The sequence below is a fragment of the Allomesorhizobium camelthorni genome, from assembly GCF_011045125.1.
GTDB lineage: Bacteria > Pseudomonadota > Alphaproteobacteria > Rhizobiales > Rhizobiaceae > Allomesorhizobium > Allomesorhizobium camelthorni.
Window position 1 is genome coordinate 113,070 of sequence record NZ_JAAKZF010000011.1, and the last position, 26,570, is coordinate 139,639.

Below are 26,570 nucleotides of genomic sequence, written 5' to 3' on the forward strand. Positions count from 1 at the left end.
CTCAGATCTTTTCCTGCGTATATTTCCTGAGTTCCGTTCGCGCGACCTGCCGCCGGTGCACGGCATCGGGCCCGTCGGCGAGGCGCAGCGTCCTCAAATGCGTCCAGGAGCGCGCCAGCGGCGTGTCCTGGCTGACCCCGGCGCCGCCGAACATCTGCACCGCCTCGTCGACGACCGTCAGCGCCACGCGCGGCGCGACAACCTTGATCTGGCTGATCCAGGGGGCGGCGGCGCGCGCGTCGCCCTGGTCGATCATCCACGCCGCCTTGAGGCAGAGCAGCCGCGCCATCTCGATCTCCATGCGGCATTCGGCGATGATGTCGAAATTCGCGCCGAGCTCGGCCAGCGGCCTGCCGAAGGCCTCGCGGCGGAGCGAACGCCGGCACATCATCTCGAGCGCGGATTCCGCCTGGCCGATTGCCCGCATGCAATGGTGAATGCGGCCGGGGCCGAGACGCCCCTGCGCGATCTCGAAGCCCCTGCCCTCGCCGAGAATCAGATTGCCCTTGGGCACCCTGACATTGTCGAAGCGGATGTGGAAATGGCCGTGCGGCGCGTCGTCGTCGCCATAGATGTTCATCGGCCGCAGCTTTCTGACGCCGCCTGTATCGGCCGGCACCAGAATCATCGAATGCCGCTTGTGCTTCGGCGCGGTGTCGTCGCCGGTCCGGACCATGACGATGTAGATCTTGCAGCGCGGGTCGCCAGCGCCTGTAGCCCACCATTTTTCGCCGTTCAGCACGTAATTGTTGCCGTCGGGTTCGCAGCGCATGGCGATGTTAGTGGCGTCGGAGGAGGCGACGTCCGGCTCGGTCATCAGGTATGCGGAGCGGATCTTGCCGTCCAGCAAGGGCCGCAGCCACTTCTCCTTCTGGTTCTCCGAGCCGTAGCGTTCCAGCACCTCCATATTGCCGGTGTCGGGTGCGGAGCAATTGAAGGTTTCGGCCCCGAGATGCGCGCGGCCCATTTCCTCGGCAAGGTAGGCATATTCGACGGTCGAGAGCCCGTAGCCGCTCTCCGACCCGGTCAGCCAAAAGTTCCACAGGCCGCGCTCGCGCGCCTTGGCCTTCAGGCCGCCAAGGATTTCCTTCTGCCGCGCCGTGAACGCCCAGCGGTCGCCCTCCTTGCCTACGTCGGCGAGGAATTCCGCGTCGAGCGGGATGATCTCTTCCCGCACCATGCGGGCTACGCGTTCGTGGATCGGCTTCAGCCGCTCCGTCATGCCAAGGGCCATCTCAGACATCGATTTCTCCTCCGTGACGCCGAGCCGACGCAACGCGCTGATCACCACCTGTTCAGATACAAACTCGGCCGAACAAGCCGCGTTCGGGTCTTTACGGCCGGTGCAGCATCAACATACTGGCTTGCCATTGCAACGCCATCGCGAACACGCGGCGCTACGGCGCGGCCGGAGGTTTTTCCATGTCCTATCTCGACGAGCTTTTCTCGGTGGCGGGCAAGGCTGCTCTGGTGACGGGGGCGGCGACCGGCATCGGCCGCATGGCTGCGACCGCGCTGGTGCAGGCGGGCGCGAGCGTGATGATCGCCTCGCGCAAGGGCGAGGATTGCGCCCGCGTCGCCGGCGAACTGAACGCGCTCGGCGCGCCCGGTAAAGCGGAGGGCTTCGGCGGCGATGTCGCCACCGAGGCCGGCGTGCTGGCGCTTGCCGCTGCCGTGAAAGAACGAACCGACCGGCTGGATATCCTGATCAACAATGCCGGCACGTCGTGGGGTGAGCCGCTGGCGAGCTTTCCCTACAAGGCCTGGGCGAAGGTGTTCGACGTCAACGTCACCGGGCTCTTTCACCTGACGCGCGAATTGCTGCCGCTGCTGGCTAAAGCGGCGACTGATGACGATCCGGCGCGCATCGTCAATCTCGGCTCGGTGATGGGAACGCAACCGCTGGCCGACGACGCCTATTCCTACACCGCCTCGAAGGCGGCGGTGCATCATTTGACCCGGACGCTGGCGATCGAGCTGGCGGGCCGGCGCATCACCGTGAACGCGTTTGCGCCCGGACCCTTCCGCAGCCGCATGACGGCATTCGCCACCGGCACCGAAGAAGGCGCAGGCCGGGTGGCGAGCCATGTGCCGATCGGCCGGATCGGCGCGCCCGATGACATTGCCGGCGCGACCCTGTATCTGTGCAGCCGTGCGGGCAGCTATGTCACCGGCGCCATACTGCCCATCGACGGCGGACAGTCGGTGCAGCATGGCATGACGCTGTTCAAGGAATGATTTCGTACCGGGAGCCGAAAGCTTGAAACCCATAACCGTTGATCAACTCGTGGCCGGCGTCGGGTCCGAAATCACATCGCCCTGGCGCATCGTCACGCAGCAGATGATCAACCTGTTCGCCGACGCGACCGACGACCACCAGTTCATCCATTGCGACCCGGAGCGGGCGGCGGCGGAGACGCCATTCGGCGGCACCATCGCGCATGGTTTCCTGACGCTGTCGCTGCTGTCGGCCATGGCCTACGAGACCATCCCCCCGCTCGAGGGCGCCGGCATGGGCATCAATCAGGGCTTTGAGAACCTGAAATTCGTCGCGCCAGTGAAGACCGGGGTGCGTATCCGGACGAAATTCGTGCTTGCCGACGTGAAGGTTCGTCCCTCCGGCTGGATCCAGGTCGCGCATGAGGTCACCATAGAGATCGAGGGATCGAAGAAGCCGGCGCTGACGGCGCGCTGGCTGACGCTGACCATGGTCGAGCCGGAGAAAGCGACGGGATGAGCGACCCGAACGCGCTCGACCAGGCGGCGCTCGCGCCCTATCTGGAGGCGGAAATCCCGGGCTTTTCCGGGCTCCTGTCGATCGAGAAGTTCAAGTCCGGCCAGTCCAATCCAACCTATCTCGTCACCGCGAAGTCCGGCCGCTATGCGCTGCGGGCCAAGCCGCCGGGGCAATTGCTGAAATCTGCGCATCAGGTCGACCGCGAAGTCCGCGTTATGAAGGCGCTGGCCGGCACGGCGGTTCCGGTCCCCGCAATGCTGCACCTTTCCGGTGAGGACTCGCCGATCGGCCGCATGTTCTACGTCATGGGCTACGTCGAAGGCCGCATCTTCTGGGATCCGGCGCTGCCCGAGATCGCTTCCAGCGCCGAACGCGCGGCGATCTACGATGCGATGAACGCGACGCTGGCCGCGCTGCACGATGTCGATCCGGCGGCAGTCGGGCTCGGCGATTTCGGCAGGCCAGGCAGCTATTTCGAACGCCAGCTCGGCCGTTGGACCAGCCAGTATCGCGCGACCGAAACCGGCGCGCTGCCCGACATGGACCTGCTGATCCACTGGCTGGAGGCGCATATTCCGGCCGACGACGGCGTCGTCTCGCTGGTGCATGGCGACTACCGCCTCGACAATATGATCTTCGCGCCGGACCGGCCGCAAGTGCTCGCCGTGCTCGACTGGGAGCTTTCGACGCTCGGCCATCCCTATGCCGACCTCGCCTACCAGTGCATGCAATGGCGACTGCCGCATGCATCGGCCTTTCGCGGACTCGGCGGCCTCGACCGCCATGCGATCGGCCTGCCGACCGAAGAAGAGTATGTCGCGGCCTATTGCCGGCGGCGCGGCATCGACGGCATCGCCGACTGGACGTTCTTCCTCGCCTTCTCCTTCTTCCGGCTCGCGGCGATCTGCCAGGGTGTTTATAAGCGCGCGCTCGACGGCAACGCCTCCAATCCCGAATGGGGCCTCAGGCACGGCGAACTGGTGCCGCTGCTGGCCGGCCTTGCCGTGGAAATGATCGGCGGAGAGTAACGCTCGACGTCTCCTTCCCCCTTGAGGGAAGGGAAAGGCCCGCGCCTCGTCAGGCCGCGGCGTCGCGCGCGGCTTCGACCAGGAAGGCAAAAACGTAGTCGGCAAAGGAACGCCAGCATTCGATGCGGAAGGCGTCCTCGGCGGTGCGATAGAGGACGATTTCGACCTTGCCGAGAATGGTGCGCGAGCAGGCGCCGACCGGAAAGGCCGCGAGCGACAGGTCCTGCGGGCAGCCGGCATTGACGGCGGCAGCGGCTGCACGCCCGGTGACGGAGATGCCGACATTGCGATGCGAGATGCCCACGGCCGAGTGCAGCGCCTTAACGCCGGCGCAGTCGTCCAGCGGATCGCGGCCGCCGTCGTCGATGACGAGCCATTCGTCCGGCCCGAGCCAAAGCGCCGACCTCTTGCCCTTGCTTGCCGAGGTCTTCGGCGCGGTGGGCAGCGTCAGGCCGAGCGCCTTGGACAAAGCGCCAAGCGAAGCGGCCGGCGCACGCAGCGAGATGCGGTCGGCGGGTTGCAGCACCGCCAGCCGGACGTCTTTCGCGCCGAACTCGCGGCCTGCCAAAGCCGGCGCGCGCGCGGCGATCCTCGATACTGCGTCAGCCATTGATGCGGCCTCCCTTCTCGTCGAAGAACACTGGCGAGCACACCTCGACCTCGACGACGCCGTTCGGCATCGGCACGTGCAGCGTCTTGCCCATCATGGCGCGTCCGTCAGCGACAAGCGCCATGGCGATGGAGCGGCCGCAATTTTCCGACCAGTAGCTGGAGGTGACGTGGCCGATCATCTTCATCGGCACGGGCTGTTTCGGATCCGCAACGATCTGCGCGCCCTCTTCGAGCACGCTCTTCGGGTCCTTCGTCTTCAGGCCGACAAGCTGCTTGCGGCCCGGAGCGACGAGATCGGGGCGGGTCAGGCCGCGAATGCCGACGAAGTCCGTCTTCTTCTTGCCGATGGCCCAGTCGAGCCCTGCGTCGTTCGGCGTGACGGTGCCATCCGTGTCCTGGCCGACGATGATGTAGCCCTTTTCGGCCCGCAGCACATGCATCGTTTCGGTACCGTAAGCACAGGCGCCGTGCTTCTGGCCCTCGGCCCACAGCGCTTCCCAGACAGCCAGGCCATGATCCGCCGGCACGTTGACCTCGAAACCGCGGTCGCCGGTGAACGACATGCGGAACAGCCGGGTCGGTACGCCGCAGATTTTTCCTTCGCGTACCGACATATGCGGCATCGCCTCGTCGGACATGTCGATGCCCTCGACCAGCGGCTCGATGATCTTGCGCGAGTTCGGCCCCTGCACCGCGATAACCGCCCACTGCTCGGAAATCGAGGTCAGCCAGACGTTCAGATGCGGGAACTCGGTCTGGAGGTAATCCTCCATATGGTTCATGACGCGGGCCGCGCCCCCGGTCGTCGTCGTGACGTGAAACCGGTCGGGCGCGAGCCGACCGACCACGCCGTCGTCATAGATAAAGCCGTCCTCGCGCAGCATGATGCCGTAGCGGCAGCGGCCGGCATCGAGCTTCTCCCAAGGATTGGTGTAGAGCAGTTCCATGAACTTCGCCGCGTCCCGCCCGACCACCTCGATCTTGCCGAGGGTGGAGGCGTCGAACAGGCCGGCCGACCGGCGCACGGTCACGCATTCGCGGTTGACGGCGGCGTGCATGTCCTCGCCGGCCTTGGGGAAGTACCAGGCGCGCTTCCACTGGCCGACATCCTCGAACACCGCACCGTGGGCTTCGGCCCAGGCGTGCGTCGCGGTCTTGCGGGTCGGGTCGAACAGCGCGCCGCGGCCGTGGTTAACGATCGCGCCGAACGTGACGGGCGTATAGGGCGCGCGGAAGGTGGTGAGCCCGACTTCCGGGATTTCCTTGCCCAGCGTCTCGGCCGCGATAGCCAGACCGTGCATGTTGGAGGTCTTGCCCTGGTCGGTCGCCATGCCGGTGGTGGTGAAGCGCTTGACATGCTCGATGGAGCGCATGCCTTCCTTGACGGCGAGGCGGATGTCCTTGGCGGTGACGTCGTTCTGGAAATCGACGAAGGCCTTTACGGCCGTGTTTGCACCCGCGCCGGGTGCCGCGCCGAGCATGTTGCCGGCAAAGCTTTCAGTGCTCGCGGCCTTCAGCCTGGGGGATTTTACTGCTTTGCCGCCGGAATCCCCCGCGGCCTTCTCGCCGGCCGCATAGGCCTCGTCCACCGCCGCCGTGAGATCGTCGGCGCCGTTGCAGGCGCCGACCGAGACGCAATCCTGCGCGTAGGCTCCGGGCAAGAAGCGTTTCGTGGCGTCGTCGAAGGCGACCTTGCCGCGCGACTGCGAGAAGAGGTGCACCGACGGTGTCCAGCCCGACGACATCAGGACGGCGTCGACCGAAATGGTGCGCTCGCCGCCACCGGCCTTCGGCTGGATCGTCATGGAGGAGACGCGCAGCTTGCCGCCCGCTTTGATGACGGCGCGGCCGTGATTGATCTCGATGCCGAGCGCCCTCGCCTCCTCGACCGCCGGACTGGATGGGTTGTCGCGCAGATCGACGATCGCGGCGATGTTGACGCCGGCCTTCTTCAGGTCGATCGCCGCAGCATAGGCAGTGTCGTTCGCCGTGTAGACGCCGACATTGCGGCCGACCGCGACGCCGTAGTGATTGAGGTAGGTGCGAGCCGCAGACGCCAGCATTACGCCCGGCCGGTCATTGTCGGCGAACACCATGTGCCGCTCGATCGAGCCGGTGGCGAGAATGACGCGCTTGGCGCGGACCTGCCATAGGCGCTCGCGCGGCAGCCCCTCGCCCGGCCTGGCGAAGTGGTCGGTGACGCGCTCGACAAGGCCGACGAAATTCTGCGCGTAATAGCCGAAGGCGGTGGTGCGCGGCAGCACGCGGACATTGTCCATGGCCGCAAGCTTCGCCACGGTCGCTTGCGCCCACGACCAGCCGTTCGCGCCGTCGACCGAAGCGCCGGCCTCGAAGCGCAAGCTCCCGCCGAATTCGGCCTGCTCGTCGCAGAGGATGACACGGACGCCGGTTTCGGCCGCAGCCAACGCGGCCGCGATCCCGGCAGCGCCACCGCCTAGCACCAGCACGTCGCAATGGGCGAAGCGCGAGGCATAATGATCGGGATCGGGCTGGTCTGGCGCAACGCCGAGGCCGGCGGCGGCGCGGATGCGCGGCTCGTAAAGCGCCTTCCAGGCGGCCTTCGGCCACATGAAAGTCTTGTAGTAGAAGCCGGCCGAGAACATGCCGCCGGCGCGGTCGGACGCGGCGCCTACGTCGAAGGCGAGCGAGGGCCAGCGGTTCTGCGAGTTTGCCGTCAGCCCGTCATAGAGCTCCTGCACGGTGGCGCGGACGTTGGGTGTATTGCGCGCCGCATCGCGCACGATCTGCACCAGTGCGTTCGGCTCTTCCGCGCCGGCCGAAAGGATGCCGCGCGGGCGGTGGTATTTGAAAGAGCGGCCGACGAGGTGGACGCCGTTGGCGAGCAGTGCCGAAGCCAGCGTGTCGCCCTCGACGCCCGACAGGGCACGCCCGTCGAAGGAGAAGCGCGCGGTTTTTGTCTGCGCCAAGCGGCCATGGCCGGAGATGCGGAAACTGGCCGCCATTATGCGATCTCCACTGATGCCGAGTGAAGTCGCAACCGACCCCCCTCTGTCCTGCCGGACATCTCCCCCTCAAGGGGGGAGATCAGCCGGCCGTTCGGATTTCGCCAATCGTCGCAAATCGAGGCGACGCGGATGACGCTGCCAATCTCCCCCCTTGAGGGGGAGATGTCCGGCAGGACAGAGGGGGGTCGGTGAAGAACGGCCATCACGCTTCCCCCTTCTTCACCGGCTTACGCTTTGCCGCAGGCTTCTTCACATTGAGCTGGTCGGGCGGGCGGTTGGCCCACGCCGCGGGGCCGCTTTCGGCAATTGCGGAAAGGTCCGGCTTCGGCTCACCGGCCTTGTAGGTAAGGATGAACTTGTCGCTGACTGTATCGCGCGCGGCGTTGAAGAACCGCGCGCAGCCATGCATGTGCCGCCAGCGCTCGAAGATGATGCCCTTCGGGTTCGAGCGGATGAAGAAGAACTTTTCGAAGTCCTCGTCACTCTCAGCGGCGATGTTCGACGGGCGGGCGATATGCGCCTCGCCGCCGTTGCGGAATTCGAGTTCCGGACGCTCTTCCTCGCAATAGGGGCAGCGGATCAACAGCATGATTTTCTCTCGGGACTCAGTGCGCGACAGCGGCGGCTGCCGCCTCGTCGATCAAGCGGCCGGTGCGGAAGCGCTCGATGGTAAAGGGCGCGTTGATCGGGTGCGGCTCGTCGCGGGCGATGGTATGGGCGAATACGTTGCCGGAGCCCGGCGTCGCCTTGAAGCCGCCCGTGCCCCAGCCGCAATTGACGTAGAGCCCCTTCACCGGGGTCTTGGCCAGGATCGGCGAGCGGTCCGGCGTCACGTCGACGATGCCGCCCCAGGAGCGCAGCATCTTCATGCGCGTGAACATCGGGAACATCTCGCAGATGGCGTCGAGCGTGTGGTTCAAAATGTGCAGGCCGCCGGTCTGCGAATAGGAAATATACTGGTCGGTGCCGGCGCCGATGACCAGTTCGCCCTTGTCGGACTGCGAGATATAGGCATGCACGGTGTTGGACATGACCACGCAGGGGAACACCGGCTTGACCGGCTCCGACACCAGCGCCTGCAGCGGATAGCTTTCGAGCGGCATCCTGACGCCGGCCATGTCCATGATGACGGATGAATGGCCGGCTGCGACGACGCCGATCTTCTTCGCGCCGATAAAACCCTTGCTGGTTTCAACGCCGGTGACCTGGCCGCCCGCGGCGCGCTTGATGCCGGTGACCTCGCAGTTCTGGATGATGTGGACGCCGCGCGCCGAAGCCGCCCGCGCATAGCCCCACGCCACCGCGTCGTGACGCGCCGTGCCGCCGCGGCGCTGGAGGGATGCGCCGACCACGGGGTAGCGGGCGTCGCGTGAAGTGTTGAGCGGCGGACAGAACTCCTTCGCCTGCTCCGGCGTCAGCCACTCATTGTCAATGCCGTTCAGCCGGTTGGCGTGGACGTGGCGCTTGAGCACCTGGATGTCGTGGACGTTGTGCGCCAGCATCATCACGCCGCGCGCCGAATACATGACGTTGTAGTTGAGATCCTGCGAGAGCCCGTCCCACAGCTTCAGGGCGTGATCGTAAATGCCGGCCGATTCGTCGTAGAGGTAGTTGGAGCGGATGATGGTGGTGTTGCGGCCGGTATTGCCGCCGCCGAGCCAGCCCTTTTCCAGCACCGCGACATTGGTGATGCCGTGTTCCTTGGCGAGGTAGTAGGCCGTCGCCAAGCCATGGCCGCCCGCACCGACGACGATCACATCGTATTCGGCCTTCGGCTGAGGCGAGGACCACTGCTCCTCCCAGCCCTTGTTGCCGCGCATCGCCTCGCGGGCGATCGCAAATACCGAATATTTCCGCATGGGCGCTGGCCTCGTGGATGTCGGAAGCTTGTCGTCTCAAATCAGAGGGCGAGGCATACCACTAGCGAAAAGCCGATGTCACCTTTGCGCTGTTTGCGACGGCGATTGCCGTTTTGCGCCGGACGAGACGGCTCTCCAGATCGGCTTGGCATCGCCGGGGAGCCGAATTTTGATCGAAGGCTTGCACAAGATGCAACTTCGATATATCTAAGTTGCATCTTAACATATCGAAAGGCATTCGAATGAACCCCTTCAGACATTGCGGCCACAGCCGCTACAACTGGAAATCCCGAGGGCCGCACGGCCATTTCGCCGAGCGCGCCGAACACCGCCATGGCGGCGGACGCGGCGGCAGGCGGCGCATCTTCGACCAGGGCGACCTCCGTCTTGTCGTGCTGCAACTGATTTCGGAAAAGCCGCGCCACGGCTACGACATTATCCGCGCCATCGAGGAAAAGGTCGGCGGCGCCTACAGCCCGAGCCCCGGCGTCGTCTATCCGACGCTGACCCTGCTCGAAGACATCGGCCATGTCCGCGTCACGACCGACGAGAGCGCCAGAAAACTCCACGAGATCACGCCGGAAGGAGCCGAGTTTCTCGAGCGGAACCGCGAGGCCGTCGATGCGATCTTCGCACGGATGGCGGGTATCCAGCAGGCGCAGGGCCAGAGCGCGATGCCGCAAATCGTCCGCGCGACCGAGAATTTCAACCTCGCGCTCAGGATGCGGCTCAGCCGCCAGCCATTGACCAACGAGCAGGCCAACGCCATCGCCGCGATCATCGATCAAGCGGCGACGGCGGTCGAGCAGAGCTGATCTTTCAGCCGACATCGCCTGCGGACGGCATAGCCGGTCCGCCGACCGGCGCGCTCAGTGCGTGCTTTGCAAGCGTATGTGGGAAAGTAAAGATGACCAAACCGCATAAATTGGGGTCAAATGACTCTGACAACAATCAGTGGCGATGCCGCTTACTTCGGCATCGTCGGACTGAAGCGCCATTTCCACAAAGCCCTCGTCGACCACATAGCGGGGCTTCGTCGCAATCGCCGCACCAAATCGCCGTACAATCGGATCGGTATGTGCGAGCAGCCAACGCAGCTTCTTTTCGGTGGCAGCGAAATGCTGACCGTGAACTTTCACCAACGTCGCAAAGGCTGAATCAGGGCGAAGCTTAGCAGCGTTTTCCAGTCCGAGCTTCAATTGCCATGGTTGTGCGAGGCGGATGAACTGGATGACTTTCCATCTCACGCCGGGATGCTCGTCATCCAGCCGCAGCAGTACACGCCCAAGGGCCGCGTCATCGGCTGGAGTGGTGCAGTTGGCTAGCGATTCGATAGCATCGGATCGGGTGCGCGAGTCCTGAGCGTCAAGAAGAGCGGTAATCTCTACCACAAAACAATTCGCCCTGAAGCCCATGAAAGTGAGCAGAAAGGCCACCGCAGCCAGCGTGTTCTCGTTGCTGGAAACCAACAAGGGACGGAGGTTTTCGATCGGAAAACCTCGCTCAAATTCGCAAAGAATATCATTGGCCAGCACGCCGTCACCCGCGAAGCCGGGATCCAGCAACTTCTCGATCATTTTCTCTGGGGTCATTGTGGTGGGTGGCGCGTCCACCCGCAAGATTTCTGAAAAATTGCGTAGACCGCCTTTCGCGGCACGTCAATGGATGCTCGCCGCACGTATCGGGTGGTTCGTTCCTTTCCGATTTGCGACCACGGTCACCGATGCCGGCAACCGCCGGTGGGAAATCGGAAGGACTTAGGAAAATGTTTTCACTCGTGAACAAGGTCGCAATCGTCACCGGGGCAAGCTCCGGCATCGGGCGCGCCACGGCGCTGCTGTTTGCCGAACAAGGTGCGCGCGTCGTCGTCGCCGCCCGGCGGCAGGCCGAGCTCGACACGCTGGTCGAGGAAATTGCCGAGGCCGGCGGCGAGGCTACCGCCCTTGCCGGCGATGTAAGGGACGAGGCCTACGCCCGGGCGCTGGTCGAACTGGCGGTGAAGAAGTTCGGCGGCCTCGACATCGCCTTCAACAATGCCGGCATTGTCGGCAATGCGGGTTCGGTGCCGGACATGGCGCTGGAAAGCTGGCGCAAAACGCTCGACACCAATCTGACCAGCGCATTCCTCGGCGCGAAATACCAGGTTCCGGCGATGATCGAACGCGGCGGCGGCTCGCTGATCTTCACCTCGACCTTCGTCGGCCACACCGTCGGCTTTCCCGGCATGGCGGCCTACGCGGCGAGCAAGGCAGGCCTGATCGGCCTGACGCAGGTTCTAGCTGCCGAATACGGAGCGAAGGGCGTTCGCGTCAACGCGCTGCTGCCAGGCGGCACCGATACGCCGGCAAGCATCACCAACGCGCCGGGCGCGGGACCTGAGGTTCTGGCCTTCGTGGAAGGGCTGCACGCCCTGAAGCGCATCGCCAAACCGGAGGAGATCGCCCGTTCGGCGCTTTATCTCGCCTCCGACGCATCAAGCTTCACCACCGGCGCGGCGCTTCTGGCCGATGGCGGCGTCTCGATCAACCGAACGTAAGCATCCGCCAAGCGCTGGCGGCTGAAATTATCTGGCTTGCAACAGCGACAATTTCCGCGCCGCAAGCGCTCCCTGCGCGAGATCGGGAATGCGAGGCTGGCGGCCGGATAGGGCCAGCCGCCAGCCGGCTGGTGCCCTTTTGGATTGGATCTGGATCCCCCAAAAGCCCATGCGGAACAAATTATATCATATTACTTTCCGCTGAACACTGTTTTTCCAGACGTTGTTCACAGTATGGAAAGAATGCCGCCAACAACTGCTGCCGTTGCCATGGATTGCTGCAAGGCCTACATTGCTTGACAGGGCGATCACGCAATTGCCGGCTTCCCTCTCGACATTCCCCGCTGATTCTGCTAACAGCCAGCGCAATTCGCGGTGGTGACCGCCGCGAGGGCATAGGGCTATTGGCCCTTGCCTTTTGATTTTAAACCGAAAGACAGGATTGCCCGTGCAGGTACTCGTCCGCGACAACAATGTTGACCAGGCGCTTCGCGCGCTAAAGAAAAAGATGCAGCGCGAAGGCATCTTCCGCGAAATGAAGATGCGCGGACACTATGAGAAGCCCTCCGAGAAGCGCGCCCGCGAGAAGGCAGAAGCCGTCCGCCGCGCCCGCAAGCTGGCCCGCAAGCGCGCACAGCGCGAAGGCCTGCTGCCGATGACGCCGCGCCCGGCTGCCGCCGCTGGCGCCGGAGCTCCGCGCACGCCGCGCTGATCCCGCCAATATTTCGTCCTTTTCAAAGGATACCGGAGGTGGGGCGATGGTGAGTCGCCACCACCTTTTCTTTTACCGGCAGCCTGAGGAAGCACCATCGATGAACGCATTGCCCGGCAACCGCAAACTCTCGGGACGCGGCCTCGCAATGCTTGCGGCCATGATTTCCGGCGTTGCGCTGGCCGGCTGCACAACCACCCCGACCGGCGAACTCGCGACCATCGAGGTGGCGCAGGGCTCCGACGAGAACATCTCGTCGCTGACCGCCGTCATCGAGCGCAACCCGAGCGATCCCGAAGCCTACAATGTGCGCGGATCGGCCTATGGCCGCGGCGGCAAATATCGCGAGGCGCTGGGGGATTTCGACAAGGCGCTGGCACTGCGCCCGGATTTCTACCAGGCCTACGCCAATCGTGCGCTGATACACCGCTTCCTCGGCGACCAGGCGAGTGCGCTGGCCGACTACAACCGCTCGATCCAGCTCAACCCCAGCTACGACGCCGCCTATATCGGCCGCGGCAATCTCTACCGCAAGGCGGGTCGCGTGCAGGAAGCCTTCAGCGACTTCCAGCGCGCCATCCAGCTCGACACCACGGACCCGCGCGCCTATCACAATCGCGGCCTGATCTATCAGTCGCAGGGCCAGCACGCCTTCGCGATCGAGGATTTCTCGACCGCGATCTCGCTGGCTCCCGACGCCGCCGAACCTTACAACGGCCGTGGCCTCTCCTACATCGCCACCAACGACGAGGAGAACGCCTTCGCCGATTTCAACACGGCCATAAAGCTCGACGGCAAGATCGCCGAAAGCTGGGCCAACCAGGCGCTGATCTATGAGCGCCGCGGCGACAAGCAGCGAGCCGCCAAATCCTACGCTCGCGCGGCCCAGCTCGACCCCAACTACAAGCCCGCCGTCGAAGGTCTGGCCCGCACCCGCGCCAGCTGAGTCAAGGCGGGGCTGGCCGCCGGAACCATGTCTGTCTCCGCCAGTTATTGGCCGTACGGGATACGAAGGAGACGTCAGGTGAAACAATCCTACATTGCCGCAGCGGCAGCAGCCGCGCTTTCGGCTTTCGCCTTGTCCGCACACGCGCAGCAGGCTGGCGTGGAACTCGGGCTCCTCGAATGCCAGGTGGAAGGCGGGACCGGCTTCATCATCGGCTCTACCAAGGACGTGAAATGCACCTACGGGCCGGCCGACGCGTCCATGGCGCCTGAAACCTACTCGGGCGTGATCAGGAAGATCGGCCTCGATGTCGGCACGACGGGGACCACCTACATCCAGTGGGCGGTGCTGGCTCCCAGCGCCAATGTCTATGCACCGGGCGCGCTCGCCGGCAATTATGTCGGGGCAAGCGCGGAGGCCTCGGCCGCTGTCGGAGTGGGCGCGAACCTGCTCGTCGGCGGCTCGAACCAGACGTTTACGCTGCAGCCGCTGAGCCTGCAGGCGCAGACCGGCGTGAATATCGCGCTCGGCGTCACCGACTTCCAGTTGCGCAGCGTCGCCAACTGACGGTGCGGCCTGCAATGTTCGACCATATCGGCTTCCGGGTCCGCGATCTCGAAGCGGCGCGGCGTTTCTACGACGCCATCGCGGAAGCGCTCGGGCTTGCGACGGGCGACAACACTGACACCTCGTTCCTGCTCGGCCGCAGCGCCGCCGAGCCGATGCCGTTTCTCTGGATCGGCACCGACCAGCCCGCCTTCTGGTCGGAGGAGCACACGGTTTCGGCCAGCCCCATTCACATCGCGTTCCAGGCCAAAGATCGCGCCAGTGTCGATGCATTCCACCGAGCAGGATTGGCCAATGGTGGAACCGACAACGGCGCGCCCGGCCCTCGCGGGCCGGCGGAGATGAAATACTACGGGGCCTATGTGCTCGATCCCGACGGCAACAATATCGAAGCGGGTTTTCGCGAGGAGTGAACGAACAGGCATGTGAGGCAATGCTGGCCCCACCGCTTCCGCTTGCTGGACGCGACCGGCCGCCCTATCCATGACCGCCACGAGGCGGCCATGACTTACACCGAGGCGGAAAGAGTGGACTGGCGGGCGCTGTGGGCAAGCGGCGACCTGGCGCGATTCTGCTTCATCAGCCTTGGCATTCTCCTGCACGCCACCAACGAGACCATGGTCGCGACCGTCATGCCGGCCATGGTTGGCGACCTGTCCGGTGTGGAGCTCGTCGGCTGGTCGCTTGCGGTCTACGAGATCGGCGCGATCACCGCCGGGGCCGCGGCTGGCCGGATGGTAAGCTACGTGCCGCTGCGCACCAATATGATGGCAGCCGCCCTGCTCTACGCGGCGGGCGCGCTGATCTGCGCTATGGCGCCCTCCATGCCGGTATTCTTGGCAGGCCGCGTCGTCGAGGGGCTTGGCGGCGGTGCGCTGGTATCGCTGGCCTTCGTGTCGGTCGAAAGATTGTTTCCCCGCAATATCTGGCCGCAGTTATTCGGGGTCATGTCGGCGATCTGGGGTGTCGCGGCTTTCTCCGGTCCGTTGATCGGCGCGCTGCTCTCGCAGTATTTCTCCTGGCGCTGGGCCTTCGGTCTGTTCGTCTTCGGCGGCCTGGCAATGGCCATCGCCTGCTACGCCGTGCTGCGCAGTCCCGAGGCGACGACGCGCAAGGCGGCCGGAACCGGACTGCCGCCATTCCCCTTCGCCGCGCTGGCATGCCTTGCGGCGAGCGTGCTCCTGATCGCGCTTGCCGGCGTCGACATCGAGATGCTGCGCTCGTCGCTTTTCCTGGCCTCGGGACTCGCCGGGCTTGCGCTGTTCTTCCTGCTGGATGGGAGGAAGCCGCGCTCGCGGCTGTTTCCGACGCGGCCGTTCGATCCGCGCTCGGCCGTCGGCAGCGGCATGATTATGGTGTTCGCATTCTCGGTCGCCACCTGCTCCTTCGCGCTCTACGGCCCGCTGATCCTGACAACTCTGCACGACATTCCGCTGCTGACGACGGGCTACATCATCGCCGCCGAATCGATCTCCTGGTCGATCCTGTCGATACTGGTCGCCAATGCGCCGCCGCGCAGCGAGCGGTCAATCATCATCGGCGGCGCGCTGATGATCGCGGCCGGAATTGCCGGCTTCGCCTATGCCGTGCCGCTCGGATCGGTACCGCTGATCCTGTTCTGTGCGGTGCTGCAGGGCGGCGGCTTCGGCATCGCCTGGCCGTTCGTCACGCGGGTGATCGTGGCAACCGCCGACCCGGCCGAAAGCACGGTGGCGTCGTCCGGTGTGCCGACCATGCAGCGCATCGGATACGCGGTCGGCGCGGCCATGACCGGCATCATCGCCAACGCGGTCGGCTTTTCGGAAGGGCTGAGCCGCGAAACATCCGCCGGTGTGGCTTCCTGGATTTTCCTGGCGTTCCTGCCGCTGGGGCTAATCGGCTGCCTGGCGGCGGCGAAGCTGACCCGCGATTCGCGGGCTCTGCGGGAAGCCTAGTCCAGCAGGCTGGATCTACGCCCTGCCCGGCCGCCAGCCGAGGCGCGATTCGATGCGGCGCGCGCTGGCTTTCACCAGCGCGATCAGGTCGGGATCCTTTTGCCTGACCTTGATGTCGGGAACCACGATAGAGATGGTGGCGCAGCATGCGCCCTGTGTGTCGCGGATGGGGGCGGCGATGCAGGCGACGGAAAAGTCGGACTCGCCCGCCTGGATCGACAACCCCTGCTCCAGCGCGGCGCGCGAGCTTGCCGCCAGCACATTGACGTCGGTCTCGGCGCGGCCGGTCGGCGATGCGGTGGCGCAGCGCTCGAACAACGCGCGCCGCTCCGGCTCGGGCAAATGGCCGACAAGGAGCCGCCCCGACGCAGTCCAGTTCAGCGGGCTACGCGTACCGACGCGCGAGGTGACCTGGAAATGATCGGAACCTTCCGCCATGGCCAGCACCACCATGTGGTCGGCGTCGCGGCCGCAAATCTGGATCGTCTCGCCGGAAGCAGCGGCAAGTTCATGCATCTCCTCGGTCGCTATGGTGAGAAGATCGACGCTGCGCGCATAGGTGAGGCCGTAATGGTAGAGGCGCGGGCCGAGCCAGATCAGGCCGCTTTCCTGGCGTCCGAGCAGGTCCTTTTCGACCAGATCGTCGACGATGACATAGATGGTCGAAAGCGGCGCGCCGGTATGGCGGGCGATCTCGTAGGCGGTAGCCGGCCGCTCGACCTTCTGCAGGAAGTCGAGGATCTGCAGCGCACGGTCGATGCCGCTGGTGCGCGAGCGGCGCACCTCGGCGATGGTCGTATCGGCGGGTTTCACATTGAGGTCGGTCATTTTCCGCCGGCTGCTCGCAGGATTTGATGTCCAAGGCACATTAGGATGTTTCCGCCCACGCGGGAACGGCGATCAGTCGGGCCATTTCAGGATCGCCGCCTCCTGCCGCAACAGGCGTTCGGTAAACGGCGTCACGATTGTCTCGTTGGACTTGCGGGCCTTTTCCAGTTCCTCCGTCAGCCTTGCCGCAACCTTGTGCTCCTCGCCGGGGTGCAGATTGCACGGGTCGAGGTAGAAATAGCCGTGCTCGACCTCGTGATCGCGCACGATCACCGGCGGATCGCCGGCTGCGAGGCGGTCGGCGATATCCCAGGCGCTGATGCGAGCCTCCACCGTGTCGACGCGAAGCTTCAGGCGATCGAGCGGATTGTTGGTCGGGTCAGGCACGATCTCGGCAACGACGCCGGGACGACCTTGAAGCGCTTCCAGCCAGCAGTCGAGGGCACGGCGCTCGCGCGCGCGGATGCCATCATGATCGCGCGACTTCCACGCGGTCAGCGCCGCGAGCGCGCCGACAATGCCTTCCTTGCCGACCTTCATGCCGCGGCCGATGCCGCGATTCTGGAGATAGACGTTGCGGACGAGAGCCTTCGAGCCGGCGACGATGCCGGAGGTCGGGCCGCCGAGGAATTTGTGGCCGGAATAGAGTACGAGATCGGCGCCGTCAGCGAGAAAGCCGGCGAGGTCGTATTCCGACGCCGCATCGACGATGACCGGAACGCCGCGCTCATGCGCGACTTCGGCGAATATTTTCAGCGGGATCTGGGCGTATTCGACGACATGGTGCGAGACGACATAGACGGCGGCGGCCGTGTGCTCGTTGATCGCGCCGCGCAGATGATAGGCCGAGGCGCTGGTCGCCTGCCCGACCGGCACGACCTTGGCGCCGGTCAACCTTATGCCCTGCTCGACCGGAGCGCCGTAGCTGATCATGTGGCCGGACTGGATGACGACTTCGTTCTTCAGGCCGGTCGTGTCCGGCAGCCGCTCTATGGCGGCAAGGTCGGAGCCGGTCATCGAGGCTGCGACCGCCAGGCTGATCGCGGCGGAGCAGGAAGCGGTGACGAAGCCCGCCTCCGCGCCGGTGAGGTCGGCGATGACCTCGCTGGCGCGGCGATGGAGATCGCCCATCTCGACGAATTCGGTGAGGACCGCCGAAACCGCCTCGACCGCCTCTGGGACGACTATGGAAGCGCCAAGCGAGGTCATGGTGCCGGAGACGTTGATGACCGGGCGGAGGCCAAGGTCGGCGCGGATATCGTTGGTCGGCATTCTGTCAGGACTCCGGGAGTTCATGAATTGAACAAGTGATCGTCATCAATCCACCGCCACAATGGCTTCGATCTCGACGGTGATGCGGCCGGGCAGCGAGCCCTGGCCGACGGCCGAGCGCGCATGGATGCCCCTGTCGCCGAATACTTCGATGAGAAGATCGGAGCAGCCGTTGATGACGGAGGGATGATCGGCGAAGTCGGGCGCGGCGTTGACCATGCCGAACAGTTTTACCACACGGCGCACGCGGGAGAGGTCGCCCAGTGCCTCGTGCATGACCGCGATAAGGTTGATGCCTGTGAGCCGCGCATGGGTATAGGCGGCTTCCGTCGAAATCTCCGCGCCGACCTTGCCGGTATGCAGGGAGCCATCGGCCTCGCTCGGGCCCTGCCCCGAAAGGTAGAGAAGATTGCCTTCAAGCACGTGGGTGACGAAATTGGCGATCGGCGGCGGTGCGCCGGGAAGCGTTATCCCAAGCGCTTTCAGCCGGTCGTACGGCGTGGTTTCCGGACGCTTCAGAAGCTCGGAAAAGGTCATGCAAACTCCAGTCAGGATGCTGTTTCATTGTGGCGGATGCAGGCCACGAACTGGCCTCCGCCGACCGCCTCGACCGGCGGGACGTTTTCTGCGCAAGCCGGGAGAGCGAGAGGGCAGCGCGTGCGGAAGACGCAGCCCGAAGGCGGGTTGATCGGGCTTGGAATGTCGCCGTGCAGCGCGACATGCGTGCGCCGCCGGGTCGGGTCGGGTATGGGCGCGGTTGCCAGCAGCGCTTTCGTGTAGGGGTGGCGCGGCGTGGCGTAGACGCGGCGGCTCGGCCCCCGCTCCATGACCCGGCCGAGATACATCACCACCACCTCGTCGCAGAGATATTCGACCACCGAGAGGTCGTGGGCGATGAACAGCATTGTGAGGCCGAGGCTCTTCTGCAATTCGCTCAACAGATTGAGCACCTGCGCCTGGACCGAGACGTCGAGCGCCGAAACGGGCTCGTCAGCGACGATGAATTCCGGCTCGACGGCGAGCGCGCGGGCGATGCCGATGCGCTGGCGCTGGCCGCCCGAAAATTCATGCGGGAAGCGCGTGGCATGATCGGGCGAGAGGCCGACCAGCGTCAGCAACTCCGCGACCCGCTCGCCCCGCTTCTTGCCACGCGGAAAGCCGCGCGCGTCGAGCGCCTCGCCGATGATCGCGGCAATGCGCATGCGCGGATTGAGGCTGGAGAACGGATCCTGGAAGACGATCTGCAGCCGGCGGCGATAGGCGCGCATCTCGCGCGGCGTGAGCGAGAACAGGTCGACGCCGTCGAAGATCGCCTTGCCGCCGCTCGGCTCGACCAGCCGCAGGATGGAGCGACCAGCGGTGGTCTTGCCCGAACCGGATTCGCCGACCAGCCCGACGGTCGCGCCCTTGCGCACCTCGAAGCTGACATCCTCGACGGCATGCACGATGCGGCCGCCGCGCCCCGGAAAATGCTTGGTCAGGCCTTCGATGCTGAGCAGGACCGGCTGTTTAGCCGGCGATTGCCGGCTCTGGTCGGGGAGGCGCGTGGCGGCGGCGCTCATAGCTCGGCGCTCCTGATGCAGCGGGAAAAGCCCACGCCCGCAGAGACCAGCGGCGGCGGCGCTTCACGGCAGGCTTTCAGCGCGAATTTGCAGCGCGGCTCAAAGGCGCAGCCGGGCGGCAAAGCGGTGATCGGCGGTACGCTGCCCGGGATCGAATAGAGCGCCTGGCGCTCGCCGTCCGGGCTGATGTCGCGCGCGGCGTTCGGCGTGCAGGCGAGCAGCCCCTTGGTGTAGGGGTGGCGCTGATGCGCGAAAAGGTCGTTGACCGGCGCCTGCTCGACGACGCGGCCGCCATACATGACCACGACATTGTGCGCGATTTCGGCGACGACGCCGAGATTGTGAGTGATGAACAGGATCGACATGCCGAACTGCTTCTGCAGCCGGCGCAAAAGATCGAGGATCTGTGCCTGTATGGTCACGTCGAGCGCCGTGGTCGGCTCGTCGGCAATCAGCAGCGACGGACCGCAGGCAAGCGCCATGGCGATCATGACGCGCTGGCGCATGCCGCCCGACATCTGGTGCGGGTAATCGTCGAGGCGCGAGGCGGCATCCGGGATTTCGACCAGCCTCAGCATTTCGAGCGTGCGGCTGCGGGCCTCGCTGCGGCTGACCGGCTCGTGCAGCGCGATCATTTCGCCGATCTGGTCGCCCGCCGTGTAGAGCGGGTTCAGACTGGTCATCGGCTCTTGGAAGATCATGGCGATCTCCCGGCCGCGGATCTTGCGGAACTCCTTCGGGCCGAAGGCAGCGAGATCGTGGACCCGCTCCTGGCGGTCGCGAAACAGGATGCTGCCGCCGGCGATCGCGCCCGGCCGCGACAGCAAGCCCATGATCGACAGGCTGGTGACTGACTTGCCAGAGCCGGATTCGCCGACCACGGCCAGCGTGTCGCCGCGCTTCAAATCAAAGGTGACGCCGTCGACCGCCTTGGCCGTCATGCGGCGCGTCACGAACCAGGTCTTCAGGTCGCGGACCGAAAGTATGGTGTCGGCGTCGAGTGTCATGACTTCCACCCGCAATGCGGACAGGCATGCCCGCCGGCCGAGCCTTCCGCCGGAACGTGCCTGTGCGCCGTCACGGGCTCCGCGCCGAGAATGGCGTAGCGCGGCTCGAAGAGCCGGGTGAGCCGGCTGGTCGCGCCTTGAGAATCCTTCACCGTCAGGTCCGAATCGACAACGTCGAACAGCGTGAACTCGGCCGGCTTGCCCTTTTCCAGCAAATTGTCCGCCGGCAGGCGGATAGCGCGGCGCGGCGCGGTGGTCGAGGCCGCCACGACATCGTCGAGCTTCATGCCGAGCGACAGGAGCTTGGACATGGTCGTCGCCATGTCCCAGACCGATCCGTCGAGCGAGCGATTGTGCAGGTCGGTCGAAATGGTCTGCGGCTTCAGCCCGCGCGACAGGGCAGCCTTCGCCACGTCGAAGGAGAAGGATGCGCCGCCATGGCCGACATCGAGCACGATGCCGCGCGCCGCTGCCTGCTCGGCGAGCTGGTAGAGATCCTCGTCCTCGAGGATCGAGCCGCCGGCCTTGCCGTTGAAGCAGTGGGTGACGATGTCGCCATCGGTAAGCACGCCGAGCACGTCGTCGTAGAGCGGCGGCGGCTCGCCGACATGCACCATCAGCGGAAGCTTAAGGATACGGCAGAGTTTTTTCGCGAGCTTGACCGGCGCGAGATCCCAGCCGCCGGTGATAACGGCGCTGGCCCTGACCTTCAGCCCGACGATGACATCGCGGTTGGCTTCTACCGCGGCGATGGTGCGATCGATGTCGATCGAGCGCATGTCGATCAGTTCGCTGACGCGGTTGCAGGCGACGAGGCCGATCGAGCCGAGATTGAGGAAGGCATAGATGTTTTCCCGCGCGGGCTCGATGATGAATTCGCGCAGGCCGTGGAAATTGGCCTCGCCCGCCGAACCGGCGTCGACCATGGTGGTGACGCCGCGCGCCGCGCCGCATTGCTCCGGCTTCAGGGAGATGTCGGTGCCGCCATACCAGACATGGACATGGAGGTCGGTCCAACCCGGCGAGACGAACGCGCCGTTCGCCTCTACAGTGCGGACATCGCCGCCGGCGTCGATCCGCGCCGAGATTTCGGCGATGCGGCCATTCTTGCCGATCATGATATCCAGCGGCGCGTCCGACACGGACTTTTCGCCAAAGCCGATCGGCTTCGCGCCCTTGAGGAGCAGCGGCTGGGCGGCGGATGCGAAACGATTGCCGATCATGTGTCAAATGTCCTTCGCAAGTCGCGGGTCGAGAAGGTCGCGCAATCCGTCGCCGACCAGTTGCAGCGACAGAACGGTGAGCACGATCGCCGCCCCCGGAAAGAACATCATCCAGCTGGCCTGGTCCATGTACTGGCGGCCGACGCTGATCATGGTGCCCCAGGTCGGGGTGTCCGGCGAGATGCCGACACCGAGAAACGACAGGCCGGCTTCGGCCAGGATCGCATTGGCGAAGATGAAGGTGCCCTGCACCAGGAGCGGCGAGGTGACGTTGCGCAGCACATGGCGCACCAGGATCACGGGCGTCGGCACGCCGAGCGCCCGCGCCGCCTCGACATAGGGCAGCTCGCGGATGACCAGCGTGGAGGCGCGGATGACACGCGCCAGCCTCGGCGCATAGACGATGCCGAGCGCAATGACGACGTTGGTGGCCGATGCGCCGAGCGCCGCGACCAGCGCGATGGCCAGGAGGATGTCGGGAAACGCCATCATCGCGTCGATGAGGCGCGAGACCGGCTGGTCGAGCCTGCGGAAGAAGCCGGCGGTCAGGCCGAGCACGATGCCGATGATCGACGAGAATACGACGACCGCGAAGCCCACGGTGAGCGAAGTGCGGCCGGCATAGAGCATTCGGGTGAAGATGTCGCGGCCGAGATCGTCAGTGCCGAACAGATGCGCCATTTCCGGCCCGTGCAGGCGGCTGGCGATGGAGAGCTTTGACGGCGAATAGGGCGCGATGAACGGCGCGAGCAGCGCAGCAGCGGCGATGATCGCCAGGATGATTATACCGATGAGCGAGGTGCGCCGCCCGACCAGCCGCGACAGGATGTTCGGCTCGCTCTGGAGCGCTTGCGCAACCGCGGCCATCAGTAGCGCACCCGGGGATCGATCAGGAGATAGAGCATGTCGATGCCAAAATTGACGAGCACGTAGAGGCCGGCGATGACCAGAAGCGCGCCCTGGATGACCGGGTAGTCGCGCCTGAGCACCGCCGAGACGACGAGATTGCCGACGCCGGGCAGGCCGAACACCGTCTCGGTGACGACGGCGCCCGAGATAAGCAGCGCCGCGGTGAGGCCTATGACGGTCAGGATCGGGATCAGCGCGTTCTTCAACGCATGCTTCAGCACCACGCGCCATTCGCTCATGCCCTTGGAGCGCGCGGTGCGCACATAGTCGTCGTTGAGCACGTCGAGCATGGAAGCGCGGGTGAAGCGGGTGATAAGCGCCGAACTGACCAGGCCGAGCGCGAAAGCCGGCAGCACGAGATAGTGCAGGCGCTCGAACAACGTAGTGCCCGGGCCGCCATAGCCTGAGGTGGCGAACCAGCCGAGATGCACGGCGAAGAACTGGATGAACAGCAGGCCGAGCCAGAAGCTCGGCACGCTGGCCGCGAACATTGCGAGCGCGGTTGCCGCCTGGTCGAACATCGAGCCGCGCCAGTAAGCCGACAATATGCCGACCGGCAGTGCAATGACTGTTGCGATCAGCAGCGAGAAGATCGTGAGGAAGAAGGTAGGTTCGGCGCGGTCCATCAATGCCTGGGTGACCGGCTGGCCGAGGAAGATCGACTGGCCGAAATCGGCGCGCAGCACACCCGCGACATAGTTTGCGAACTGTTCGAGGATGGTCCCGTTCAGCCCCAGTTTCTCGCGCAATTGCTCGATGTCTTCGGCCGAAGCGTCCGGGCCGAGCATGACCGCGGCCGGGTCACCGGGCGTGACGCGGACGATGACGAACACGACGGTGACGACCAGCGCCATCACGACGAGCATGCCGAACAGGCGGTTGAGGGCTGCACGCAACATGGCTGCTTGCTCGATGGTTTGATCGGGGCGGATGCGGAGCGCCGGACTTCTGGTCCGCCGCCCCGCCCTCTTCCGCGCAGTGTGGGAGGATGCGCGGACGTGTGGAAGGGCTATTTCTTCTCGAAATAGGCATTCCAGAAATAGGGCCACGGAGCCGGCGCCACGCCTTCGAGGTCCGGCGCCTGCGCGGCCAGCGCGTTGAAGTTGCCGACCTTGTAGGCGGGAACCTCGTCATAGATGGCCTTCTGCACATCGGCCCAGAGTAACACGCGCTTGGCCGGGTCGGCCTCGGCGTTGAACGCGCCGAGCACGGCGTGCTTGGTATCGGAGACCCACCAGCCGGGCGAAGCGTCGGACATGATGCCGGTGAGCGAGGGCTCGGGCAGGAACGGGCTGTGGGTGATGTAGATGTCCCACAGCGCCGGGTCGGCGCGGTTCTTGGTCAGCGTCGCCCACTCGACCACGTCCATCTGCACCTGGAAGCCGGCGGCCTTCAGATATTCGGCGGCGACCTGCGCCATCTTGTAGTGGAACTCGTACTGGCGGCTGGTCAGGATACGCAGCGGCTTGGAGCCGTCGTAGCCGGCCTCCTTGAGCAGGGCGGCGGCGGCCTCCGTATCGCCGGCCGGCTTGTAGGGCTCCGTGCCGGCTTCGGTGTGCCAGGCATAGCCCTCCGGATACATGGCGCCGTCGACGCTGAAGAAGTCGGTCGAGCCGAATGCGGCAAGCAGCATGTCCTCCGGCGCGAGCGCGGCCTGAATGGCCTTGCGGATGCGGATGTCGGAGTTCAGCCCTTCCTTGGTGTTCATGACGAAGACCGGCCAGCCGAACGGCTTCAAAAGGATCGCTTCGGTCTTGCCGCCGGAGACGCGCTCGAAGGATTCCACAGGAAGCTGGTCGACATAGGCGAACTGACCGGCGACCGCCCCTTCGACGCGAGTGTTGGGATCGGGGACCGGCACGAAGCGGATCTCGTCGAGATACTGCTTGCGTGCACCGCCGTAACCATCCGGCTCGCCGTCGCGCGAAACGTAGCCGTCGAAGCGAACCAACTGGATAAACTGGTCGGGCTTGCGCTCCTTGAGCATGTAGGGGCCGGTGCCGACGAAGGTCGCCAGCGGCTCCTCGGCCGCATTTGCGGCGGGAATGATGATGGCGGCGGCGTTGTTGAGCGACAGCAGCGAAAGCAGCGGCGCGAACGGCTTCGAGAGCGTGATCTTGACCGTGCTGTCGTCGACGGCCTCGACGCCGGTGATGGTCTCGGCGGCCTGCTTGCCGCGGGTAGCGACCTTCATCCAGCGCTCCAGCGAGGCGACGACATCGGCGGAGGTCATGGGATTGCCGTCATGGAACTTGACGCCGGCGCGGAGCGGGATCGTGTAGGTCAGCCCATCGGCCGAGATCTGCGGCATGTCGGCCGCCAGAAGCGGCGTGACGCCCCATTCGGCGTCGAATGTGTAGAGCGTCTCGAACATGTGCTGGGTCACGATGCCGACGAGGTCGGCCGTCGACGCCATCGGGTCCAGCGTCGGCGGTTCGCCGATGGTGGCGACGTCGATCACGCCGCCTGTGGCGGGTTCGGCTATTGCCAGGCTCGTGGCCGACCACAGTACGGCGGTGAGCGAGGCGAATACTTGCACGATGCGCTTCATTCGTTCCTCTCTTCTATTCCATTTTTATGGAATGTATATCTTAGTTACGGATTAACTTTGCATCGAACTGTTCCCGCGTCAAGCGCACGCTGAATCGCAGAGGATGGCGCCCGCGCGCTCCCCTCTTTCTGTTCGTGCTGGACGCGGTCGCCGCCGAAGGGTTATCCAGCAGGGATGCAGTCTGGAAATGATGGGACCAAAAGCAGCGGCTCGGCCTTCGACCGGTTCCGCGGCGCGTTGCGCATTCTTTATCACGGCAGTTCGCCGGCGGCGCTCCGCTTTCAGATGGCGGTGATCCTGGTCGATCTCGCCATCATCGCCTTCTTCATCGCCTCGCCGGTGCTGAGGGACCAGCCGTCATTCCTGTGGGTGGATTATTCGGTAGCGGCGTTGCTGGCCGGCGACATCGTCATGCGTGGCCTGGCATCGTCAGACGCGCTGCGCTGGCTGCGGCAGTCGACCGTATTTGTCGACATCTTCATCCTCGTCACGCTGCTCATGCCCAACACGCTGGCCAATCTGGGCTTCCTGCGCATCCTGCGCCTGTGGTCGCTGTCGCGCAGCGGCATGTTGTGGAGGCCGCTGCGTCGCGCGGGCTATTCGTCTTGGCGCGACGCAGCCCATGCGGTGGTCAACCTTCTGACCTTCCTGTTCGTGGTCACCGGCTTCGTCTACACGTTCTTCTTTCGCGAAGGCTCCGGCATCGAAGGCTATGTCGATGCGCTGTATTTCACCGTGGCGACGGTGACCACGACGGGCTTCGGCGATATCGTGCTGCCCGGCCCATGGGGCAAGCTGACTTCGATCGCGACGATGATCATCGGCATATCGCTGTTCGTGCGCCTGGCGCAGGCGATGTTCCGTCCGGGCAAGGTGTTCTTCCCCTGCCCGGTCTGCGGGTTGCAGCGGCACGACGTCGACGCTGTGCACTGCAAGGCATGCGGCACGGCGCTGAAGATCCCCGACCCGGGAGATTGAGAGCGAAGCGGCTGGAGCAATTCCAGGAAAAGTGGAAGCCGGTTTTCCGTCCGGAATTGCGACAAAACAATGAGTTAGATCGGTTCAGCGCTTCTGTGGAGCGGTGAACCGATCTAAGGCGCCGGCGCTTTGTCAGTGGTCCATTGCCTTGACGATTTCCTCGGTCATCTTCTTGGCGTCGCCGAGCAGCATCATGGTGCCGTCCTTGTAGAACAGCGTGTTGTCGATGCCGGCATAACCGGAGCCGAGGGAGCGCTTGACGAACAGGCAGGTGCGCGCCTTGTCGACATCGAGGATCGGCATGCCGTAGATCGGTGATGAT

At 65.0% G+C, this 26,570-nt stretch carries 27 protein-coding genes; 11 read left to right on the forward strand and 16 right to left on the reverse strand.

The genetic code is table 11. The annotated features are described in order from the left end of the window. Position 1: 1 nt before the first annotated feature. The gene (locus G6N73_RS11535) at positions 2–1,243 is read right to left on the reverse strand and encodes an acyl-CoA dehydrogenase family protein (RefSeq protein ID WP_165027697.1); all 1,242 of its coding nucleotides are present in this window, start codon (positions 1,241–1,243) and stop codon (positions 2–4) included. Positions 1,244–1,422: 179 nt separating this feature from the next. Between G6N73_RS11535 and G6N73_RS11540 the strand changes: the two genes are divergently transcribed. From G6N73_RS11540 to G6N73_RS11550, 3 genes are read left to right on the forward strand one after another with little or no spacing between them, the layout of a single operon-like run. Further along, positions 1,423–2,238 carry an SDR family oxidoreductase gene (locus G6N73_RS11540; protein WP_165027698.1) on the forward strand — a complete coding sequence of 272 codons (816 nt, stop codon included), beginning with the start codon at positions 1,423–1,425 and terminating at the stop codon, positions 2,236–2,238. 49 nt (positions 2,239–2,287) lie between these two features. Then, positions 2,288–2,737 carry a MaoC family dehydratase gene (locus tag G6N73_RS11545; protein WP_425484074.1) on the forward strand — a complete coding sequence of 150 codons (450 nt, stop codon included), beginning with the start codon at positions 2,288–2,290 and terminating at the stop codon, positions 2,735–2,737. After that, a complete protein-coding gene (locus G6N73_RS11550; RefSeq protein WP_165027701.1) occupies positions 2,734–3,765 on the forward strand; it encodes a phosphotransferase family protein in 1,032 nt (343 codons plus the stop codon). Before G6N73_RS11545 ends, G6N73_RS11550 begins: the two co-directional genes overlap by 4 nt. A 49-nt stretch (positions 3,766–3,814) precedes the next feature. Here the strand turns inward: G6N73_RS11550 and G6N73_RS11555 are convergent, their stop codons facing one another. The 4 genes from G6N73_RS11555 to G6N73_RS11570 all read right to left on the reverse strand — a co-directional run bounded on the left by G6N73_RS11555 (position 3,815) and on the right by G6N73_RS11570 (position 9,223). After that, a complete protein-coding gene (locus G6N73_RS11555; RefSeq protein WP_165027702.1) occupies positions 3,815–4,375 on the reverse strand; it encodes a sarcosine oxidase subunit gamma in 561 nt (186 codons plus the stop codon). Next, positions 4,368–7,361, reverse strand: coding sequence for a sarcosine oxidase subunit alpha (locus tag G6N73_RS11560; protein WP_165027703.1), 2,994 nt, complete (start codon positions 7,359–7,361; stop codon positions 4,368–4,370). Before G6N73_RS11560 ends, G6N73_RS11555 begins: the two co-directional genes overlap by 8 nt. Positions 7,362–7,566: 205 nt before the next feature. Then, complete coding sequence (locus G6N73_RS11565; RefSeq protein ID WP_165027704.1) at positions 7,567–7,953, reverse strand: sarcosine oxidase subunit delta; 387 nt, start codon at positions 7,951–7,953, stop codon at positions 7,567–7,569. A 16-nt stretch (positions 7,954–7,969) separates the two neighbouring features. Continuing rightward, the gene (locus G6N73_RS11570; protein ID WP_165027705.1) at positions 7,970–9,223 is read right to left on the reverse strand and encodes a sarcosine oxidase subunit beta; all 1,254 of its coding nucleotides are present in this window, start codon (positions 9,221–9,223) and stop codon (positions 7,970–7,972) included. Positions 9,224–9,465: 242 nt separating this feature from the next. Between G6N73_RS11570 and G6N73_RS11575 the strand changes: the two genes are divergently transcribed. Continuing rightward, on the forward strand, positions 9,466–10,038 hold the full coding sequence (locus G6N73_RS11575; RefSeq protein WP_206078797.1) for a PadR family transcriptional regulator: 573 nt from the start codon (positions 9,466–9,468) through the stop codon (positions 10,036–10,038). Between the two features lie 54 nt (positions 10,039–10,092). Here the strand turns inward: G6N73_RS11575 and G6N73_RS11580 are convergent, their stop codons facing one another. After that, positions 10,093–10,800 (reverse strand): hypothetical protein, encoded by a 708-nt coding sequence (locus G6N73_RS11580; protein ID WP_165027707.1) that lies wholly within the window; start codon positions 10,798–10,800, stop codon positions 10,093–10,095. Between the two features lie 188 nt (positions 10,801–10,988). Here G6N73_RS11580 and G6N73_RS11585 point away from each other — a divergent pair, with 188 nt between their 5' ends. The 6 genes from G6N73_RS11585 (at position 10,989) to G6N73_RS11610 (ending at position 15,918) form a co-directional block, all read left to right on the forward strand. Further along, positions 10,989–11,759 carry an SDR family oxidoreductase gene (locus tag G6N73_RS11585; RefSeq protein WP_165027708.1) on the forward strand — a complete coding sequence of 257 codons (771 nt, stop codon included), beginning with the start codon at positions 10,989–10,991 and terminating at the stop codon, positions 11,757–11,759. A 448-nt stretch (positions 11,760–12,207) separates the two neighbouring features. Beyond that, positions 12,208–12,471, forward strand: a complete 264-nt coding sequence (rpsU, locus tag G6N73_RS11590; RefSeq protein ID WP_040585386.1) for a 30S ribosomal protein S21 — start codon at positions 12,208–12,210, stop codon at positions 12,469–12,471. A 100-nt stretch (positions 12,472–12,571) separates the two neighbouring features. Further along, positions 12,572–13,417 carry a tetratricopeptide repeat protein gene (locus G6N73_RS11595; protein ID WP_165027709.1) on the forward strand — a complete coding sequence of 282 codons (846 nt, stop codon included), beginning with the start codon at positions 12,572–12,574 and terminating at the stop codon, positions 13,415–13,417. Between the two features lie 78 nt (positions 13,418–13,495). Further along, positions 13,496–13,984 carry a DUF992 domain-containing protein gene (locus tag G6N73_RS11600; RefSeq protein ID WP_165027711.1) on the forward strand — a complete coding sequence of 163 codons (489 nt, stop codon included), beginning with the start codon at positions 13,496–13,498 and terminating at the stop codon, positions 13,982–13,984. 14 nt (positions 13,985–13,998) lie between these two features. Continuing rightward, positions 13,999–14,397 carry a VOC family protein gene (locus G6N73_RS11605; RefSeq protein ID WP_165027712.1) on the forward strand — a complete coding sequence of 133 codons (399 nt, stop codon included), beginning with the start codon at positions 13,999–14,001 and terminating at the stop codon, positions 14,395–14,397. A gap of 90 nt (positions 14,398–14,487) precedes the next feature. Beyond that, positions 14,488–15,918, forward strand: coding sequence for an MFS transporter (locus G6N73_RS11610; RefSeq protein WP_165027713.1), 1,431 nt, complete (start codon positions 14,488–14,490; stop codon positions 15,916–15,918). Positions 15,919–15,933: 15 nt separating this feature from the next. On the opposite strand, the gene G6N73_RS11615 is transcribed toward G6N73_RS11610, so the two are convergent. The 9 genes from G6N73_RS11615 to G6N73_RS11655 form a co-directional block, all read right to left on the reverse strand. Next, positions 15,934–16,746 carry an IclR family transcriptional regulator gene (locus G6N73_RS11615; RefSeq protein WP_165027714.1) on the reverse strand — a complete coding sequence of 271 codons (813 nt, stop codon included), beginning with the start codon at positions 16,744–16,746 and terminating at the stop codon, positions 15,934–15,936. Between the two features lie 72 nt (positions 16,747–16,818). Further along, positions 16,819–18,018 carry an aminotransferase class V-fold PLP-dependent enzyme gene (locus G6N73_RS11620; RefSeq protein WP_165027715.1) on the reverse strand — a complete coding sequence of 400 codons (1,200 nt, stop codon included), beginning with the start codon at positions 18,016–18,018 and terminating at the stop codon, positions 16,819–16,821. 45 nt (positions 18,019–18,063) lie between these two features. Beyond that, a complete protein-coding gene (locus tag G6N73_RS11625) occupies positions 18,064–18,555 on the reverse strand; it encodes a RidA family protein (protein ID WP_165027716.1) in 492 nt (163 codons plus the stop codon). Positions 18,556–18,566: 11 nt separating this feature from the next. Beyond that, positions 18,567–19,580, reverse strand: coding sequence for an ABC transporter ATP-binding protein (locus tag G6N73_RS11630; RefSeq protein ID WP_246251905.1), 1,014 nt, complete (start codon positions 19,578–19,580; stop codon positions 18,567–18,569). Further along, on the reverse strand, positions 19,577–20,587 hold the full coding sequence (locus G6N73_RS11635) for an ABC transporter ATP-binding protein (protein ID WP_165027717.1): 1,011 nt from the start codon (positions 20,585–20,587) through the stop codon (positions 19,577–19,579). The genes G6N73_RS11630 and G6N73_RS11635 overlap by 4 nt, the downstream gene beginning before the upstream one ends. After that, positions 20,584–21,810, reverse strand: coding sequence for an amidohydrolase/deacetylase family metallohydrolase (locus G6N73_RS11640; protein ID WP_165027718.1), 1,227 nt, complete (start codon positions 21,808–21,810; stop codon positions 20,584–20,586). The genes G6N73_RS11635 and G6N73_RS11640 overlap by 4 nt, the downstream gene beginning before the upstream one ends. A 3-nt stretch (positions 21,811–21,813) precedes the next feature. Beyond that, a complete protein-coding gene (locus G6N73_RS11645; RefSeq protein ID WP_165027719.1) occupies positions 21,814–22,677 on the reverse strand; it encodes an ABC transporter permease in 864 nt (287 codons plus the stop codon). Further along, the gene (locus tag G6N73_RS11650; protein ID WP_165027720.1) at positions 22,677–23,618 is read right to left on the reverse strand and encodes an ABC transporter permease; all 942 of its coding nucleotides are present in this window, start codon (positions 23,616–23,618) and stop codon (positions 22,677–22,679) included. The genes G6N73_RS11645 and G6N73_RS11650 overlap by 1 nt, the downstream gene beginning before the upstream one ends. Before the next feature lie 110 nt (positions 23,619–23,728). After that, the gene (locus G6N73_RS11655) at positions 23,729–25,270 is read right to left on the reverse strand and encodes an ABC transporter substrate-binding protein (RefSeq protein ID WP_165027722.1); all 1,542 of its coding nucleotides are present in this window, start codon (positions 25,268–25,270) and stop codon (positions 23,729–23,731) included. Between the two features lie 174 nt (positions 25,271–25,444). On the opposite strand from G6N73_RS11655, the gene G6N73_RS11660 reads away from it, so the two are divergent. Beyond that, positions 25,445–26,248, forward strand: a complete 804-nt coding sequence (locus G6N73_RS11660; protein WP_165027723.1) for a potassium channel family protein — start codon at positions 25,445–25,447, stop codon at positions 26,246–26,248. Between the two features lie 132 nt (positions 26,249–26,380). Here the strand turns inward: G6N73_RS11660 and G6N73_RS11665 are convergent. Then, positions 26,381–26,570 (reverse strand): NAD(P)(+) transhydrogenase (Re/Si-specific) subunit beta (locus G6N73_RS11665; RefSeq protein ID WP_165027725.1); only part of this gene is annotated, 190 nt, incomplete at its 5' end.

What these genes read in the sequence shown, in the direction of transcription:
- G6N73_RS11535 (WP_165027697.1), bottom strand. Translation starts at nt 1,243, where the DNA reads ATGTCTGAGATGGCCCTTGGCATGACGGAGCGGCTGAAGCCGATCCAC.
- G6N73_RS11540 (WP_165027698.1), top strand. Translation starts at nt 1,423, where the DNA reads ATGTCCTATCTCGACGAGCTTTTCTCGGTGGCGGGCAAGGCTGCTCTG.
- G6N73_RS11550 (WP_165027701.1), top strand. Translation starts at nt 2,734, where the DNA reads ATGAGCGACCCGAACGCGCTCGACCAGGCGGCGCTCGCGCCCTATCTG.
- G6N73_RS11555 (WP_165027702.1), bottom strand. Translation starts at nt 4,375, where the DNA reads ATGGCTGACGCAGTATCGAGGATCGCCGCGCGCGCGCCGGCTTTGGCA.
- G6N73_RS11560 (WP_165027703.1), bottom strand. Translation starts at nt 7,361, where the DNA reads ATGGCGGCCAGTTTCCGCATCTCCGGCCATGGCCGCTTGGCGCAGACA.
- G6N73_RS11565 (WP_165027704.1), bottom strand. Translation starts at nt 7,953, where the DNA reads ATGCTGTTGATCCGCTGCCCCTATTGCGAGGAAGAGCGTCCGGAACTC.
- G6N73_RS11570 (WP_165027705.1), bottom strand. Translation starts at nt 9,223, where the DNA reads ATGCGGAAATATTCGGTATTTGCGATCGCCCGCGAGGCGATGCGCGGC.
- G6N73_RS11575 (WP_206078797.1), top strand. Translation starts at nt 9,466, where the DNA reads ATGAACCCCTTCAGACATTGCGGCCACAGCCGCTACAACTGGAAATCC.
- G6N73_RS11580 (WP_165027707.1), bottom strand. Translation starts at nt 10,800, where the DNA reads ATGATCGAGAAGTTGCTGGATCCCGGCTTCGCGGGTGACGGCGTGCTG.
- G6N73_RS11585 (WP_165027708.1), top strand. Translation starts at nt 10,989, where the DNA reads ATGTTTTCACTCGTGAACAAGGTCGCAATCGTCACCGGGGCAAGCTCC.
- G6N73_RS11595 (WP_165027709.1), top strand. Translation starts at nt 12,572, where the DNA reads ATGAACGCATTGCCCGGCAACCGCAAACTCTCGGGACGCGGCCTCGCA.
- G6N73_RS11605 (WP_165027712.1), top strand. Translation starts at nt 13,999, where the DNA reads ATGTTCGACCATATCGGCTTCCGGGTCCGCGATCTCGAAGCGGCGCGG.
- G6N73_RS11610 (WP_165027713.1), top strand. Translation starts at nt 14,488, where the DNA reads ATGACTTACACCGAGGCGGAAAGAGTGGACTGGCGGGCGCTGTGGGCA.
- G6N73_RS11615 (WP_165027714.1), bottom strand. Translation starts at nt 16,746, where the DNA reads ATGACCGACCTCAATGTGAAACCCGCCGATACGACCATCGCCGAGGTG.
- G6N73_RS11620 (WP_165027715.1), bottom strand. Translation starts at nt 18,018, where the DNA reads ATGCCGACCAACGATATCCGCGCCGACCTTGGCCTCCGCCCGGTCATC.
- G6N73_RS11625 (WP_165027716.1), bottom strand. Translation starts at nt 18,555, where the DNA reads ATGACCTTTTCCGAGCTTCTGAAGCGTCCGGAAACCACGCCGTACGAC.
- G6N73_RS11630 (WP_246251905.1), bottom strand. Translation starts at nt 19,580, where the DNA reads ATGAGCGCCGCCGCCACGCGCCTCCCCGACCAGAGCCGGCAATCGCCG.
- G6N73_RS11635 (WP_165027717.1), bottom strand. Translation starts at nt 20,587, where the DNA reads ATGACACTCGACGCCGACACCATACTTTCGGTCCGCGACCTGAAGACC.
- G6N73_RS11640 (WP_165027718.1), bottom strand. Translation starts at nt 21,810, where the DNA reads ATGATCGGCAATCGTTTCGCATCCGCCGCCCAGCCGCTGCTCCTCAAG.
- G6N73_RS11645 (WP_165027719.1), bottom strand. Translation starts at nt 22,677, where the DNA reads ATGGCCGCGGTTGCGCAAGCGCTCCAGAGCGAGCCGAACATCCTGTCG.
- G6N73_RS11650 (WP_165027720.1), bottom strand. Translation starts at nt 23,618, where the DNA reads ATGTTGCGTGCAGCCCTCAACCGCCTGTTCGGCATGCTCGTCGTGATG.
- G6N73_RS11655 (WP_165027722.1), bottom strand. Translation starts at nt 25,270, where the DNA reads ATGAAGCGCATCGTGCAAGTATTCGCCTCGCTCACCGCCGTACTGTGG.
- G6N73_RS11660 (WP_165027723.1), top strand. Translation starts at nt 25,445, where the DNA reads ATGCAGTCTGGAAATGATGGGACCAAAAGCAGCGGCTCGGCCTTCGAC.